The following is a 14,016-nucleotide window of genomic DNA, read 5'->3' on the forward strand; positions in this document are numbered from 1 at the left end:
CCCCCAGAGGGGGAGCATCTTCGCGGCGTAGATCCTCCCCCTCTGGGGGAGGTGGCCCGGAGGGCCGGAGGGGGTTAGCGCGGAACCCTCTCCAGCAGCAACGCCTTCGTCAAAAACGCCTTGTCCCGCCCGATCACCCGCAGCCCCGCCGCGCCGAACAGCGCCTCCAGGTCTTCCTGCGCGTAGCTCCCATAGAACGGCTCGTGGAAATAGGCCGGGAAGACCTCGAGCATCCGCGCCAGTTGCGGCTCGTCTGACGGCTGGACGGAGTCGGCGAAGGCCAGCACGCCACCGGGCTTGAGCACCCGGGCGATCTCGGCGGCGACGATGGGGCGCACGCGCGGCGGCAGTTCGTGGAACAGGTAGACGCAGGTCACGGCGTCCAGGCTGCAATCCGCGAAAGGAAGATGTTCGGCGTTGGCCTGCACCATGCCCCGGCCCGAGCGCGTGCGGGCTTCGCTCAGATAGGCCGGCGACAGGTCCACCCCCGCCAGGGCCGCGCGCGGGAAGGCCTGCGCCAGGTCCCGCAGGAAGGCGCCCGAACCGCAGGCGACGTCGATGGCGCCGAGCGCCCGCTGGTCGCGTCCCCGCCAATGCCGGGCCAGCAAGCTCAAGGCCCGCCGGCGCATCGCCCCGGCCGCGCCGGAGAACAGCGCCTCGACCTGGGCGTCATAGCGGCGGGCGCTCTCGGCGGTGAACCAGCCGCCCGACTGATAGTGGAAGTTCTGCCGGTAATAGGCCGGATAGCCCTGGCTCTTGGGATCGTCGCGCACCTCGACGCCGTCGCCGCGCCGGCGGCGCTGGTCGACCTCGCGGGCGTCGGCAAGGAAGTCCCAGGCCTTGAGGATCGAGCCGGCCGGATCGGCGGGCGCATCCTCCATCGGCGGATAGAGGCCGGCGGCGACATCGGCGGCGTCCTTCTCGAAGGCGGCGAAATAGGCGCGGCGCAGGCGCGCCCGCGACAACGGCGGGGCCTCCGACGCCGCGCGCGGCGCCGCCTTGCCCTCGGTGGGCCGGGTCATGAACTTGGCCAGGCCCCCGGCGGCGGTCCACCAGGCGGCCTTGGCCGCCGCCTTGCCGCGCTGGGCGGCGGCGTCGAGCGTAAAAGCCCTGCGCCCGCCGACCTTAGGCCCGCCCTCGCCTCTTCGTTCGTCCTGAACCATGCCGCCTCATCGCGAGAAGACGCCGACCAGCTCAATATGCGGCGACCAGAGGAACTGGTCCACCGGCAGCACCTTTTCCAGCTTGAAGCCGGCGTCGATGAGGACCCCGGCGTCGCGGGCGAAGGTCGCCGGATTGCAGGACACCCCCACCACCCGCGAGACCTTCGACTTGGCGATCTCGTGCGCCTGCTCCAGCGCCCCGGCGCGCGGCGGGTCGAAGACCACCGCGTCCATCTTGTCGAGCTCGGTCGACAGCATCGGCCGGCGGGTCAGGTCGCGTGCCTCGGCGACGATGGCCTTCAGGCCCGGGGCCGATCCGACGGCCGACTTCAGGGCCGCGATCGCCGGCTCGGCGGAGTCGGCGGCGTAGACCGAACCGATCTCGGCCAGGCGGAAGGTGAAGGTGCCCACGCCGCAGAACAGGTCGGCGATCTTGGCCGCGCCCGCCACGTGCGCCAGCGCGAAGTCGGCCATGACCTTCTCGGCGGCGGGCACTGCCTGCAGGAACGAGCCGGCCGGCAGCGGCACGATGGCCGGCCCCAGCTTCACCAACGGCTGGCGGGCCATGTACAGCGTCTCGCCGGCTAGGGTGACGCGGGCGAAGTCGAACTCGCCGGCGATCATGGCCGCCTGCACGCGAGCGTCGGCCGACAGCCCGCCGCTCTTGCGCTCAACGCCGGTGACGTCGATGTCCAGGCCCGTGCCGGTCAGGGTGACGTGCAGGGTCGGCGCCGACTTGGGGTGTTCCAGGAACGGCTGAGCCAGGCGCGCCAGGCCCGGCAGGGCGGCGACGATCTTGGGATGGGTGACCGGGCATTCCTCGATCTTCACCAGGTTCCAGGAGCGGCGCTCCTTGAAGCCTAGGCGCACCCCGCCCTTGCCGCCGCGCGCGTGCAGCGCCACCCGGCGGCGCGAGGCCGGCGGCGAGGCGATGGTCGGCAGGATCTCGGTCTCGATCCGCTCGCGCTTCAGCTCGAACCGCACCTGCTCGCGCTTCCAGTCGAGATAGGGCGCGATGTCCCAGTGCTGCAGGGCGCAGCCACCGCAGTGGCCGAAGTGCCTGCACGGCGGCGCGACCCGCTCGGGGCTGGCCTCGAGGATGTCGACGAGCTCGCCGCGCGCGCCTTCCATGCGGGCGGTGATCCGCTCGCCCGGCAGGGTCAGCGGCACGAAGGCCGGGCCGGCCGCCACGCCGTCGCCCTGGCCGCCGACGGCGTCGATAGTCAGTTCTCGCATTGTCAAAAGTCGCCTTAGGGAACCGCGCCGGGTTCCGATCCGTTCAAGCCAAGCCGTGGACATGGCCTAATTTCCGCCTCGTCCGCGCCAAGTTCGACGCCGAAGAAGCCAGTTCGAACGCGTCCATACCTCATTCGGCGCCGGCGTGCGTGAACGAACTGGTGCGTGAACGAAGATGAACGGCCCGGTCAACGACCGTTCAGCTACGGCTTGGCATGGTGCGGGCAACGGACGGTCCCCCGATCGTCCTACCCGTTTTCGGGCGCCCGCCTTCAGGGAGAGTTTTTCGATGATGATCCGGACCGCCATCAGCGCCATCGTCGCCGGCGCGGCCCTCGTCGGCGCCGCGGCCCCGACGATCGCCTCGGCCCAGGCCTATGGCTACGGCCAGGGCTCGGGCGCCTACCAGAGCGGCTATGACCGCAACGGCTATTACTACGATCCCTGCCGCCGCAGCACGACCAACCGCGCCACCGGCGGCGGCCTGGCCGGCGCCGGCATCGGCGCGGCCATCGGCAGCAGCGTCGCAGCTCGCGGCGCCAAGACCGAAGGCGCGGTGCTGGGCGGCCTGCTCGGCGCGGTCGTCGGCGGCAACATCGGCAAGAGTTCGGCCGCCTGCGCCCCCGGCGCGACCCCGCCGCCGCCTCCCCCGCCGCCCCGCGCCTACAACGACCGCTACGATGACTACGATCGCGGCTATGACCGCAGCAGCGGCGGCTACGACGACGCCCAGTACGACAATCGCGGCGGCTACAGCTACGAGTCCGAGCGCTCCTACCGGGTGACCGAAGGCCGCGCCGACGCCAACGGCTGCACCCTGGCCGAAAGCCCGATCTACCTGCCCGACGGCCGCACCCAGAAGCGCTTCGTCCGCGTCTGCCCCGACGCCTCGGGCCGCTACCAGGTCGTCGACTAAGCTTCGGATTTCCTCCCCGGAAACCCAACTGAGGGCCGCCAGCTTCCCCCCGCTGGCGGCCTTTTCTTTTGCCCGCCGCCCGGCGAAACCACCGCCCCGCCCTGCTATTGAGATTGCATGACAGACGTCGACATCGCGATCGTGGGGGCCGGCGCAGCGGGCCTGGCGGCCGCCGGGGAAGTGGCCGCCGGCGGCCGTTCGGGCGTGCTGCTGGAAGCCCGCGACCGGCTGGGCGGACGCGGCTGGACGATCCCCTCGCCCGTCGGGCCGCTGGACCTGGGCTGCGCGTGGCTGCACTCGGCCGACCGCAACCCGCTGGTCGCCCGGTTCGAGGCCCTGGGCCTGACCATCGACCGCACCCCGCCGCCTTGGGCCAATATCGCCGACACACCCGCCTTCGCCGCTGAGGAGCGCGCCGCGTTCGGCGCGGCCTTCCAGGCCCTGGACGAGCGGCTGGCGGCCGCCGCCGAGGACGGCGGCCCCGACCGCCCCGCCTCGCAGCTGATGCTTCCGGGCGATCCGTGGAACCCGCTGCTGAACGCCTTCAGCGCCTTCTACAACGGGGCCGAGTTCGACCAGGTCTCGCTGCACGACTACGCCGCCTATGACGACAGCGAGGTCGATTGGCGCGTAGCCGAAGGCTACGGCGCGGGCCTGACCCGCCTGGCGCCCGCCCTGCCGACGCGCCTCTCCACGCCGGTGACCACGATCCGCCACGACGGCCCGCGCGTGGTGCTGGAGACGCCGCATGGCGCGATCAACGCCCAGGCGGCGATCGTCTGCGTTCCCACCGCGATCCTGACCTCGGGCGCCCTGCGCTTCGTCCCGGAACTGCCGAACAAGCTGGACGCCGCGGCGGGCCTGCCCCTGGGCCTGGCCGACAAGGTCTTCCTCCAGGTCGACGAACCGGAGGCCTTCCCGCCCGAGAGCCAGCTGTTCGGCGATCCCCGCAGGACGGCGACCGGTGCCTATCACCTGCGACCGCTGCACCGGCCGATGATCGAGGTGTTCCTGGGCGGCGCCCACGCCCGCTCACTGGAGAACGAAGGCCCCGGCGCTGCGGCCGCCTTCGCGATCGACGAGCTGGTCGGCCTCTACGGCTCGGGCCTGCGATCGCGGGTCCATGTGCTGGCGCAAACCGCTTGGGCGGCCGACCCGTTCGCCGGCGGCTCCTACTCCCACGCCCTCCCCGGCCACGCCGGCGACCGCGCCCGGCTGGCGGCGCCGGTCGATGGCCGGATCTTCTTCGCCGGTGAGGCCTGCTCGGCCGACGCCTTCTCCACGGCGCACGGAGCCTGGCTCACCGGCGTCGAGGCCGGCCGGGCGGCGGCAGTGGCGGTGGGATGAGGTTTGATGGGCGGGCGACCAGGCGCCCGCCCTTTGCAGATCAACGGCCGTTCAACCCGGCCGCTGAACCCGCCAGACTAGCCGGCGAGCCAGTTGGTTCCGTTGCAGAAGGCCGGCGCCTTGGTGGACCCGCCGCCGGTCAGGGCGCCGAGAAAGCTCGGGCTGGCGGCGTCCATCACCATCACGCGCTTGCCCAGGGCGTCCGCATTGCAGGCAGGCAACCCAGCGACGTTGTAGCCGGCATAGGTCTGGACGGACGACGCATAGACCGAGCCGTCCACGCGCGTACCGCTGGTCACCGCCGATTCCGCCGCGTTGGTGGTGTAGATCATGAAGTCCGACGGCGCCGAGGCGGCGGTCGGGGTCAGCACGATGTGCGACTTCGGCAGCTTGGTGATGATCAGACCCGCGGCGCCCGCCGAGGCCGGCGTGGTGCCGCCATCGACGGACGAGCCGTCGATCAGGATGGCCCCCTTGTCGAACGAGTAGATGGCCTGGCCGTAGACGTAGGGCGCCGCCGGCGAGGGCCGGTGGATGTTCAGCCCCAGGGCCGGCTTGAACGCGCCGACACCGGTGATGGTCGCGCCGTACCCCCGGCCGTCCGGCCCCGAATGGGTGTTGAGATCGACCTCGAGCCCGATGGCGTTGCCCGTCGCGCCCAAATCCGTGCCTTCCTCCAGGTTGGCGATGGCGTTGGCGCCCCAGATCGTGCCGGGGAAACTCCCCTCCGGTGTGCGCGCTCCGGCATAGACGCCGACGGCGTTGCCGCCGTAGCCGGCCTGGGGCGTCATCTCGGCGGTGATCGTGGCGTCGCCGCCGGGCACCAACTTCGGGTGGGGAGGCGAGCGCCCTTCCGGACTGGCGTAGTAGTAGTTGAACCGGGTCTGCTGCACGATGTTGGTGAGCGTGCTCGGCATCGCGCCGGAGCCGGAATAGGTCGTTCCCGGATCGACCAGCAGTTGGGCCGGCGGCGAAGGCTGCTGCACGTTGCTGCCAAGACGATAGCTGACCGCGGGCTTGCGGATGATCAAGGTCTTGCCCGAGGCGGCGTTCAACGCCGCCTGCATGGCCGGGGCGTCATCGGCCACGCCGTCACCGACCAGGCCGGCGGCGACCACTGGATAGAGCTGCCGATAGGGCACGGCCTGGGCCGGCGCGGCGGCGTCCTGCCCCAGGGTCACGGCCCCGGTGAACACCGTGCCGCCCGCAGGCGGAAGCGTGATCTGATACGCCTCGCCCAGCGTCGTCTGGCCGCCGCTGTTGACCGTGAGCGGAAACTTCTGGGCGGCCGCGTCGTAGAGGAAGAACGAATTGTCGGTCTGCCTCCCGAACTGCCACTTGGCGACGCCGGAACTGGAAAAGTTGATCGTCGACTGATTGCCGGAGGTCTGGGCGTTCAGGTTGAGGGCCGACGGTCCCGTCGACGGCGCTACGGAAAGCGTGTCGAAACTCGCAGAGGTCCCCGTCACGGGCCCGGTCAGGGTTCCGCCGGTGGTCGGCAGGTAGGACTGCGCCGAGACGGCCGCGAACGAGGTTGAGGCCGCCAATGCGGCCAGCGCTGTTGCTTTGAATTGCATGTCAATGATCCGAAAAAATGCTTGCTGAAATAAGCCCCGGGCGGAACAGGCCGCCCAGGCGCGTCATCAGCATCGCTTCGGGTCACGACAGAAGGGGTCGCAAGCGCGCGGGCCTGTCAGGCTCGCGCGTTCAAGCGTATCAGCCCTCCCCCTTCAGCCAGGCCGCCGCCTCTTCCACGTCGACCACGTCCGCGTACTTGAGCTGCAGATCGGTCAAGTTCGCGAAGTGGTAGCTCTCGTGCTTGTCGGCCACGCACTGCTCGGGAACGATGGTGCGATAGCCGCGCGACAGGCTTTCGACGGCGCTGGCCCGCACGCAGCCGCTGGTCGAGCCGCCGGTCAGGATCACGGTGTCGATCTTGTGCCAGACCAGATAGCTCTGCAGCGGGCTCTCGAAGAAGGCGCTGGGCATGCGCTTGTCGTAGACAAGGTCGACGGCCGCATCGATCTCGACACGCGGGTCGAAGGCGTGGCGTTCGCTGTCCTGCTTGATGTTCTGCAGGCTGTCGGGCGTGTCGGTGCGCGTACCCCAGACGCCGGCGTCGCCGCCGTCGGGCTTGTACATCACCCGCGTCCAGATCACAGGCATCCCCCGCAGGCGGGCCAGGGCCGACAGGCGGTTGACGTGGGCGATCTGATCGGGATCGGTGACGTAGGCGCTCTTGGGGAACAGGTCGGGCCGGGTATAGGCCTGCTGGAAGTCGATATTGACCACCGCCGCCTTGGACCCGAAGCCGAAGCGGGCCCGGGCCGGGTTGGCCTTCACCGCCTCATAGAGCTGCCGGGCGGTCTTGTCCTCGCGCACCATGGTCGGTTCGAAACGCAGGGTCATGGCGGGGCTCCGTCAGGTTGGGGTGAAGAGGCCGAGGAACGCGGCCCCGATCAGCAGGGCCCAGAGGGTCAGCACCACGGGGCGCGTGGCCTCCAGCACGGCGCTGATGGCCGCGTCGCTCTCCGGCGTCGGGCCGGTGGTCAGCATGGTCGTCACCGGCGCGCCCAGCGGGGCCAGCTGGCGGCGGATCAGCAGGCCGCAGGAGATGGCGATCGCCAGGATCAGCATCTTCAGGGCGATGAACAGCGGCGCGGCGATCAGCCCCGCCAGGCTGGCGACGGCGTAGCCGCCCAGGCCCGCCAGCACGCCCCAGCGGATGGCGATGTCGATGCGGCGAATTCCGGCCTTGGGCGGGCTGTGGTGGATATGGATGCTCCAGGCCATGATCAGCCAGAACAGGCACAGCGCCCAGACCGCCGCCACGGCCACGGGCGAGATGTCCCACCAGCCCTTGACCTTGGCCAGGGTCAGGCCCGTCGGCAGCGCCAGGATCAGGCAGGTGCGCGGCGCCATGTCGATGTCGTTGAGCACGCGCAGGGCCAGGCCCCGCTCCTTCACCGTGCGGGCCGGGTCGGTCACGTAGCGCGAGATGTAGAAGGCCCCCAGGTCCCCGCCCAGCCAGTAGACGAAGACCAGCACGTGCAGCAGCGTCAGGAGGGCGAGAAGCATCGTGGAATCCGGCGGTTGTCGTGCCGCCTTGATGCCGCCTCCCCATGCGCCGGGGCGGCTCGTCGCCGATTTTATCGCCTCGCGGATACACAAGCGCGTCGGGCGAAAGTGTGCGCGGTTTCGCCCGCCAGACGCGCGCCAATCCAAAGTGCGCCCGCGACGTTCGGCGGCGCCGCGCGAATCCGCAGAAGCGTGCTAAGGCACAGACCGAGGGGCTTTCCGAACTTGTAGGTGCGTATGCGTTCTTACCGTCGCCCGAGCGTCGCGCTCGCCGGATTGCTGCTGCTCGTCTTGCCAGAAGTCGCCGCCGCCCAGACCCTGGAGCAGGCCGTCCTCGACGAGATCAACTATGTCCGCGCCAATCCCCAGGCCTACGCTCGCGAGCTGAGCCGGGGCGAGCCGGCGATGGGCGAGGATCCGAACGCCCTGGACGAAGCCGTCGCCGAGCTGCAGCGCCAGCGCCCCCTGCCGCCGCTCGGCGCGGACGAGCGCATCGACGACGCCGCCCGCGACCATGCTCGCGCCCAAGGCTCGCGCGGCGAGGTCGGCCACGGCGCGAGCGGAAGCCTGGGCCAGCGGCTGCGCAAGTACGGCGTCTACGCCGGCATGTCGGCCGAGAACATCTCCTACGGCTACGAGGATCCGCGCGACGTGGTGCGCCAGTTGATCGTCGACAGTCGCGTGCCCGGCCGCGGCCACCGCCGCAACATCCTGTCCACCGGCTACAGCAGCGCCGGCGTCGCCTGCGGCGGCCACCGCTCGTACGGCGCCATGTGCGTCATCGACTTCGCCGGGGCCATGCCCGAAGGCGTGGCGCGGGCGGCGCGGTAGGGGGTCTCCAACCCGCTCCCTCAAAGCTCGTCATCCCGGGCGCAGCGAAGCGGAGACCCGGGACCCAGGGGCCGCCGCAGCGCATTGGCCACCGCTGGGCGCCCGACCCAACGGCGGAGCCCAGTCCCCTGGGTCCCGGCTCTACGCGCTTCGCGCTCCGGCCGGGATGACGAGCTTTTGAACTTCTAGATCACCCCTGCGCTCGACAGATCGGCGATCTCGGCCTCGCTCTTGCCCAGCCCCTTCAGCACCGCCGCCGTATCCGCCCCGAGACTCGGCGGCGGACGCTCGACCACTACCGGGGTCTTCGAAGCCCGGATCGGCGAGGCAACCGTGCGGATCGGCGCGGCGAGATCGTCCCGCGCTTGCTCGACCACAAGACCGCGATGCACCGCCTGCGGTTCCTCGAACACCTGGTCGATGGTGTTGATCGGCCCGCAGGGCACGCCGGCGGCCTCTAGCAGTGCGATCCAGGCCTTGGTCTCGCGGCCGGCCAGGATCGGGGCCATGGCCTGGGCCAGCGCCGCCCGCGCCGCCACCCGCTGGGCGTTGGTCGTGAACCGGGGATCCTCGGCCAGGTGCGGCGCTTCGGCGGCCTTGGCGAAGGCCCGGAACTGACCGTCATTGCCCACCGCCAGCACCATCGCCCCGTCGGCCGTGGCGAACACCTGGTAGGGCGCGAGGTTCGGATGGGCGTTGCCCAGGCGCTCCGGCGCCTGCCCGGTGGCGAAGTAATTGCTGGCCTGGTTGGCCAGCACGGCCGCCTGCACGTCGAACAGGGCGATGTCCATGTGCTGGCCCTCGCCGCTCGCCCGCGCATGCAGCAGGCCGCAGAGGATGGCGTTGGCCGCATAGAGGCCGGTGAACAGGTCGACGACCGCCACCCCGACCTTCATCGGCTCGGCGCCCGCCGCCCCGTCCGGCTGGCCGGTGATCGACATCAACCCGCCCATGCCCTGGATCATGTAGTCGTAGCCGGCCCGCGCCGCATAGGGCCCGGTCTGGCCGAAGCCCGTGATCGAGCAGTAGACGAGGCGCGGATTGATCTTCGCCAGGCTCTCATAGTCGAGCCCGTACTTGGCCAGCCCCCCGACCTTGAAGTTCTCGACCACCACGTCGGCCTCGGCGGCCATCTGGCGGATCAGGTCGGCGCCGCGCGGATCGGCCATATCGATGGTCACCGAGCGCTTGTTGCGGTTGGCGCAGGTGAAATAGGCCGCATCGCCCCTTTCCCCATCCACCGTCTCGAAGAACGGAGGCCCCCAGGCCCGGGTGTCGTCGCCAACGCCCGGCCGCTCGACCTTGACCACCTCGGCGCCCATGTCGGCCAAAGCCTGGGTCGCCCAAGGACCGGCCAGCACGCGGGAAAGATCGAGCACCTTGACCCCCGAAAGGGCGGCGCCGGGCCTGACGTCTGATCGCAAGGCGACTGCTCCGGATATTCCTGTTGCGGGCGACTTCCATCGCCCCAGGCTGCCTCGCCTACCGATGTGATCGCGGCGGGGCAAACGGCGATGGCGAAACTATCCGAATTCAAACAGGGCTGGCCGCTGCTGCTCAGCGTCGTGCTGGGCGTGGGCCTGGGCCTGTCGCCCCTGCCCTTCTACAGCATCGGCATGCTGGCCCCGCAGCTTGCGAAGGAGTTCGGCTGGAGCTTCGCCTCGATCATGCTGGGCCTGCCGGTCGCCACGATCGCGGTCATGATCGTCGGCCCGATCATCGGCTGGCTCGGCGACAAGGTCGGCGTGCGGCCCGTCGCGATCGTCTCGCTGATCCTGTTCGCCTTCGCCTTCATGGCCTTTTCGCTGACCAACGGCGCCCTGCCGCTGTTCTACCTGAACTGGGCGCTGATGGGCGCGGTCGGGGCCGGCACCCTGCCCACCACCTGGACCCGGGCGATCAACAACGGCTTCGAAGCCAACAAGGGCCTGGCCCTGGGGATCGCCTTGATGGGCACCGGCGTCTTCGGCTTCCTGATCAAGCCGTTCCTGATGTGGATGATCGAGGCCCACGGCTGGCGCGCGGCCTATCTCGTCACCGGCGCCCTGCCCCTGGTCATCGCCCTGCCGGTGGCCCTGCTGGCCTTCAAGGACCCCGGCGCCGGCCGCGTCCACACCGAGACCGCCCCGCTGCCGGGCCTGACCCTGCCGCAGGCTTTGCGCGATGCGAAGTTCTGGCTGATCGCCGGCGGCTTCCTGCTGTTCTCCTTCGCCATCGCTGGCCCTCTGCCCAACCTCGAGAACATGCTGAAGCTGAAGGGCTTCACCAAGGCTGAGATCGTCAGCCTGGCGCCCGTCGTCGGCCTGTCGGTGATCGCCGGGCGCGTGGCGGGCGGCTGGCTGGTCGACCGCTTCTGGGCCCCGGCCGTGGCGCTCGTTCTGCTGTGCCTGCCGGCCCTGGGCTGCCTGATCCTGCACGGCCAGGACCCCGGCTTCACCGGCGCCCTGGTCGCCATCGCCCTGGTCGGGGTGGCGGCGGGGATGGAGTTCGACCTGCTGGCCTTCCTGATCGCCCGCTATTTCGGGGCCCGGTCCTATTCGACGCTCTACGGCTGTCTCTACTGCGCCTATGCGGCGGGGTCGGGCCTGGGGCCGGTGGCGTTCGGGGCCGACTTCGACCGCAGCGGCGGCTACCAGCTGTCGCTGGTCGTGGCGACCGTCCTGCTGGTGTTGGGCGGCCTCGTCCTGCTGCCCCTGGGTCGCTACCGCTTCGCCGCCGCGCATGAGGTCGAGGAGGCTCGCGTCGAGGCCGCCGCGGGCGAGCGGGTCGCCGTCCCCGGCGCCTGACAGGCGGATTTTCCCACCGTCGTCCGCCCCGGCCCGGCCGGACCGGCGCAAGCTCTTCCGCCTAGAGTAGGAGTGCGCCATGACCGGTCGCGTCAACGAGGGGCCGATCCAGGCCTATGACGGCCCGCCCGACTATCGCAAGGTCGGCCGCCACGGGGTGTTCCCCGAGATGTCGCACGACGAGATCGAGCGGCTGAACGTCCTGGCCCAGCTCAACCGCCACCTGTCGACCCGCCTCATCCCCGGCGTGAAGCAGGCCTGGGAGACCCGCGCCCTGCCGGCCTTCCAGAAGGCCCACGGCCGCGCCCCGGAAGACCGCCACGAGGTCCGCAAGGCCCTGCTGAAGGATCCGACCTTCCAGACCTGGTCGGCCCTGCGCCGCCTGACCATGGAGCAGCGCCAGCAGGCCGGCCGCTGGACCACCCTGCGACAGGCCGAGGAACTGGCCGCCAAGGCCGCCGCCCTCAACGCCAGCTCGGACCAGCTCGAACTCGATCCGGCCCTGAAGATCCCGCGCTACGTGTCGGCGGTCGATCACCACTGCATGCCCGGCAGCTATCACGTCGAGCGCTTCGAGGGCGACGTCTCGGGCGGCGCCAACTACGACCACGGCGGCTTCGCCACCACCGGCGGCCTCTTGGGCCGCTTCTCCGACGGCGGCGGCCACGCGGTGGTGCGCTGGGTCAAGCGCCGGCTGCCCGACTTCAAGCCCCGCCGCATCCTCGACATCGGCGCCACCGTCGGCCATAGCGTCCTGCCGATCGCCCAGGCCTTCCCGGACGCCGAGGTGGTGGCCATCGACGTCGGCGGGCCGATGCTGCGCTACGCCGCCGCCCGCGCCGCCTCGCTGGGCGTGACCAACATCCGCTTCGTCCAGGCCGACGGCGCCGACCTGTCGCGCTTCGAAAGCGAGAGCTTCGACTGGGTGCAGACCACCATGTTCCTGCACGAGCTGTCGCTGACCTCGATGAAGGCCATCTTCGCCGAGAGCCGCCGCGTGCTGGCCCCCGGCGGCGTCGTCCTGCACGTCGAGCAGCCGCAGTACGCCCCGAGCATGCCGCTGTTCGAGCAGGCCATGCGCGACTGGGACGCCTTCTACAACAACGAGCCCTTCTGGAGCACGCTGCACGAGATCGACCTGGACGCCCGCATGGTCGAGGCCGGTTTTGCGGCCGACGAGTTGATCCATGACGGCGTCACCGCCGTGGTCGACCGCGAGGTCTTCCCCGACGCCGCCGACGACGACAGCGAAGACTACGGACGAAAAGCGGCCTGGCGCGTGATCGGAGCGCGGAAAACTCAATGAGCATCGCAGACGCCCTGGCCGACGCCGGCGCCAAGCCCGCCGGCAAGCGACCCTATTTCTTCGCCAATCCCGAGGTCGAGCGCGTGCTGGCTGTGACCATGGCCGTGGTCCAGGAACTGGCCGTCACCCGCGCCCGGCTCGACACCCTCGAGCGGGTTCTGGAAGCCCAGGGCGGCCTCGACCGCGCGCAGATCGAACGCTTCGAGCCCTCGGCCGAAGCCGCCGCCGAGCGCGGCCTGTGGCTGCAGGAATATCTCGCCCGCGTGCTGCGCATCGTCCAGCAGGAGGCGGAAGCCGCCGTCGCCACCGGCGACGTCGCTTCGGAAGACGTGGCCGTCGAGCTGCGCGACTAGCTTTTTCAGGATCTGATCGATGAACCTTCTCAGGGCCGCCACCCTGGTGACGCCGAACGTCGCCGCGACCGCGCAGCGCTACGCCCAATGGCTGGACTACACCGTGGTCGAGCAAGGCGAGGTCCCCGCCGACCTCGCCGCCAGCTGGGGCGCGCCGGCCAGCGCCGGCCGGCCCTACGCCGTGCTGCAACCGGCCAGCGGCGCCGACGTCTTCCTGCGCTTCGTCGAGGGCGATCCGGTCCCGGAATACCGGCCCCTGCGCACCTACGGCTGGGCGGCGATCGAGATCTGCTGCCAGGACGTCATGGCCGTGAACGCCCGCATGCAGGACGCGCCGTTCGAGATCATCGGCCCGCCCAAGCGCATCGACGGCCTGCCGACCATCCATCCGATGCAGGTGAAAGGTCCCGACGGCGAGATCGTCTACCTCACCGAGATCGTCTCTCCGGGCAACGGCCTGCCCTATCCCGGCAGCCTGATCGACAAGCTGTTCATCCTGGTCCTGGCCAGCGACGACATGGACGCCAGCGGCGCCTGGTTCGGCCAGACCCTGGGCCTGGACGTCGGGGCGCCGATGACCATCGTCTACAACATGATCAACGACGCCTTCGAGCTCCCCAAGGACAGCCGCCACGCCCTGGCGACGGCGACCTACCAGAAGGACGTCTTCCTGGAGTTCGACCAGTACCCGGCCGAAGCCACGGTCCGCCCCGGCCACCCCGACGCCCTGCCGCCGGGCATCGCCATCTGCACGCTCAAGCACCCGGACTTCGACGCCGTGCAGGGCGAATGGATCATCCCGCCCACGGTCCGCGACGGCGCCGTCTACGGCGGCAAGCGCGCCGGCGTGCTGCGCGCGCCGGGCGGGGCGCTGGTCGAGGTGGTGGAAATCTAACCGCGCCCCTCTCCCCTTGCGGGAGAGGGTGGCCCGCAAAGCGGGTCGGGTGAGGGGTCGCACGAACAGAAACGCCGCGAAAGCCGATCGGCTTTCGCGGCGTTT

General features: G+C 70.5%; 13 protein-coding genes. 7 read left to right on the forward strand and 6 right to left on the reverse strand.

The genetic code is table 11. From position 1 onward, the window contains the following. Nucleotides 1-74 precede the first annotated feature (74 nt). Nucleotides 75-1,163, reverse strand: a complete 1,089-nt coding sequence (locus tag AC07N1_RS23180) for a class I SAM-dependent methyltransferase (protein WP_494673935.1) — start codon at nucleotides 1,161-1,163, stop codon at nucleotides 75-77. 6 nt (nucleotides 1,164-1,169) lie between these two features. After that, a complete protein-coding gene (locus AC07N1_RS23185; protein ID WP_494673936.1) occupies nucleotides 1,170-2,399 on the reverse strand; it encodes a class I SAM-dependent RNA methyltransferase in 1,230 nt (409 codons plus the stop codon). A gap of 289 nt (nucleotides 2,400-2,688) precedes the next feature. Here AC07N1_RS23185 and AC07N1_RS23190 point away from each other — a divergent pair, with 289 nt between their 5' ends. Both AC07N1_RS23190 and AC07N1_RS23195 read left to right on the forward strand, forming a co-directional pair. Next, the gene (locus AC07N1_RS23190) at nucleotides 2,689-3,315 is read left to right on the forward strand and encodes a hypothetical protein (protein WP_494673937.1); all 627 of its coding nucleotides are present in this window, start codon (nucleotides 2,689-2,691) and stop codon (nucleotides 3,313-3,315) included. Nucleotides 3,316-3,432: 117 nt separating this feature from the next. Further along, a complete protein-coding gene (locus AC07N1_RS23195; protein ID WP_494673938.1) occupies nucleotides 3,433-4,662 on the forward strand; it encodes a flavin monoamine oxidase family protein in 1,230 nt (409 codons plus the stop codon). A gap of 77 nt (nucleotides 4,663-4,739) precedes the next feature. On the opposite strand, the gene AC07N1_RS23200 is transcribed toward AC07N1_RS23195, so the two are convergent. The 3 genes from AC07N1_RS23200 to AC07N1_RS23210 all read right to left on the reverse strand — a co-directional run bounded on the left by AC07N1_RS23200 (nucleotide 4,740) and on the right by AC07N1_RS23210 (nucleotide 7,740). Beyond that, nucleotides 4,740-6,239, reverse strand: a complete 1,500-nt coding sequence (locus tag AC07N1_RS23200; RefSeq protein WP_494673939.1) for a hypothetical protein — start codon at nucleotides 6,237-6,239, stop codon at nucleotides 4,740-4,742. Nucleotides 6,240-6,378: 139 nt separating this feature from the next. Then, nucleotides 6,379-7,071, reverse strand: coding sequence for an isochorismatase family protein (locus AC07N1_RS23205; protein WP_494673940.1), 693 nt, complete (start codon nucleotides 7,069-7,071; stop codon nucleotides 6,379-6,381). Between the two features lie 12 nt (nucleotides 7,072-7,083). Next, complete coding sequence (locus AC07N1_RS23210) at nucleotides 7,084-7,740, reverse strand: hypothetical protein (RefSeq protein ID WP_494673941.1); 657 nt, start codon at nucleotides 7,738-7,740, stop codon at nucleotides 7,084-7,086. A gap of 237 nt (nucleotides 7,741-7,977) precedes the next feature. Between AC07N1_RS23210 and AC07N1_RS23215 the strand changes: the two genes are divergently transcribed. After that, on the forward strand, nucleotides 7,978-8,571 hold the full coding sequence (locus tag AC07N1_RS23215) for a CAP domain-containing protein (protein ID WP_494673942.1): 594 nt from the start codon (nucleotides 7,978-7,980) through the stop codon (nucleotides 8,569-8,571). 185 nt (nucleotides 8,572-8,756) lie between these two features. Here the strand turns inward: AC07N1_RS23215 and AC07N1_RS23220 are convergent, their stop codons facing one another. Next, a complete protein-coding gene (locus AC07N1_RS23220) occupies nucleotides 8,757-9,995 on the reverse strand; it encodes a CaiB/BaiF CoA transferase family protein (protein WP_494673943.1) in 1,239 nt (412 codons plus the stop codon). Between the two features lie 90 nt (nucleotides 9,996-10,085). Here AC07N1_RS23220 and AC07N1_RS23225 point away from each other — a divergent pair, with 90 nt between their 5' ends. The 4 genes from AC07N1_RS23225 (at nucleotide 10,086) to AC07N1_RS23240 (ending at nucleotide 13,911) form a co-directional block, all read left to right on the forward strand. Continuing rightward, nucleotides 10,086-11,357 carry an MFS transporter gene (locus tag AC07N1_RS23225; protein ID WP_494673944.1) on the forward strand — a complete coding sequence of 424 codons (1,272 nt, stop codon included), beginning with the start codon at nucleotides 10,086-10,088 and terminating at the stop codon, nucleotides 11,355-11,357. 79 nt (nucleotides 11,358-11,436) lie between these two features. Beyond that, the gene (locus AC07N1_RS23230) at nucleotides 11,437-12,663 is read left to right on the forward strand and encodes a class I SAM-dependent methyltransferase (RefSeq protein ID WP_494673945.1); all 1,227 of its coding nucleotides are present in this window, start codon (nucleotides 11,437-11,439) and stop codon (nucleotides 12,661-12,663) included. Beyond that, nucleotides 12,660-13,016 (forward strand): hypothetical protein, encoded by a 357-nt coding sequence (locus AC07N1_RS23235; RefSeq protein ID WP_494596376.1) that lies wholly within the window; start codon nucleotides 12,660-12,662, stop codon nucleotides 13,014-13,016. The genes AC07N1_RS23230 and AC07N1_RS23235 overlap by 4 nt, the downstream gene beginning before the upstream one ends. Nucleotides 13,017-13,035: 19 nt before the next feature. Continuing rightward, nucleotides 13,036-13,911, forward strand: coding sequence for a VOC family protein (locus AC07N1_RS23240; RefSeq protein WP_494673946.1), 876 nt, complete (start codon nucleotides 13,036-13,038; stop codon nucleotides 13,909-13,911). The last annotated feature ends 105 nt before the right edge of the window (nucleotides 13,912-14,016 follow it).

The sequence above is a fragment of the Caulobacter sp. GW821-FHT09B11 genome, from assembly GCF_059418205.1.

Bases quoted from the DNA above. Each gene is read 5' to 3' on its own strand.
- AC07N1_RS23215 (WP_494673942.1), top strand. From the start codon at position 7,978: ATGCGTTCTTACCGTCGCCCGAGCGTCGCGCTCGCCGGATTGCTGCTG.
- AC07N1_RS23200 (WP_494673939.1), bottom strand. From the start codon at position 6,239: ATGCAATTCAAAGCAACAGCGCTGGCCGCATTGGCGGCCTCAACCTCG.
- AC07N1_RS23235 (WP_494596376.1), top strand. From the start codon at position 12,660: ATGAGCATCGCAGACGCCCTGGCCGACGCCGGCGCCAAGCCCGCCGGC.
- AC07N1_RS23230 (WP_494673945.1), top strand. From the start codon at position 11,437: ATGACCGGTCGCGTCAACGAGGGGCCGATCCAGGCCTATGACGGCCCG.
- AC07N1_RS23190 (WP_494673937.1), top strand. From the start codon at position 2,689: ATGATGATCCGGACCGCCATCAGCGCCATCGTCGCCGGCGCGGCCCTC.
- AC07N1_RS23240 (WP_494673946.1), top strand. From the start codon at position 13,036: ATGAACCTTCTCAGGGCCGCCACCCTGGTGACGCCGAACGTCGCCGCG.
- AC07N1_RS23195 (WP_494673938.1), top strand. From the start codon at position 3,433: ATGACAGACGTCGACATCGCGATCGTGGGGGCCGGCGCAGCGGGCCTG.
- AC07N1_RS23185 (WP_494673936.1), bottom strand. From the start codon at position 2,399: ATGCGAGAACTGACTATCGACGCCGTCGGCGGCCAGGGCGACGGCGTG.
- AC07N1_RS23180 (WP_494673935.1), bottom strand. From the start codon at position 1,163: ATGGTTCAGGACGAACGAAGAGGCGAGGGCGGGCCTAAGGTCGGCGGG.
- AC07N1_RS23205 (WP_494673940.1), bottom strand. From the start codon at position 7,071: ATGACCCTGCGTTTCGAACCGACCATGGTGCGCGAGGACAAGACCGCC.
- AC07N1_RS23225 (WP_494673944.1), top strand. From the start codon at position 10,086: ATGGCGAAACTATCCGAATTCAAACAGGGCTGGCCGCTGCTGCTCAGC.
- AC07N1_RS23210 (WP_494673941.1), bottom strand. From the start codon at position 7,740: ATGCTTCTCGCCCTCCTGACGCTGCTGCACGTGCTGGTCTTCGTCTAC.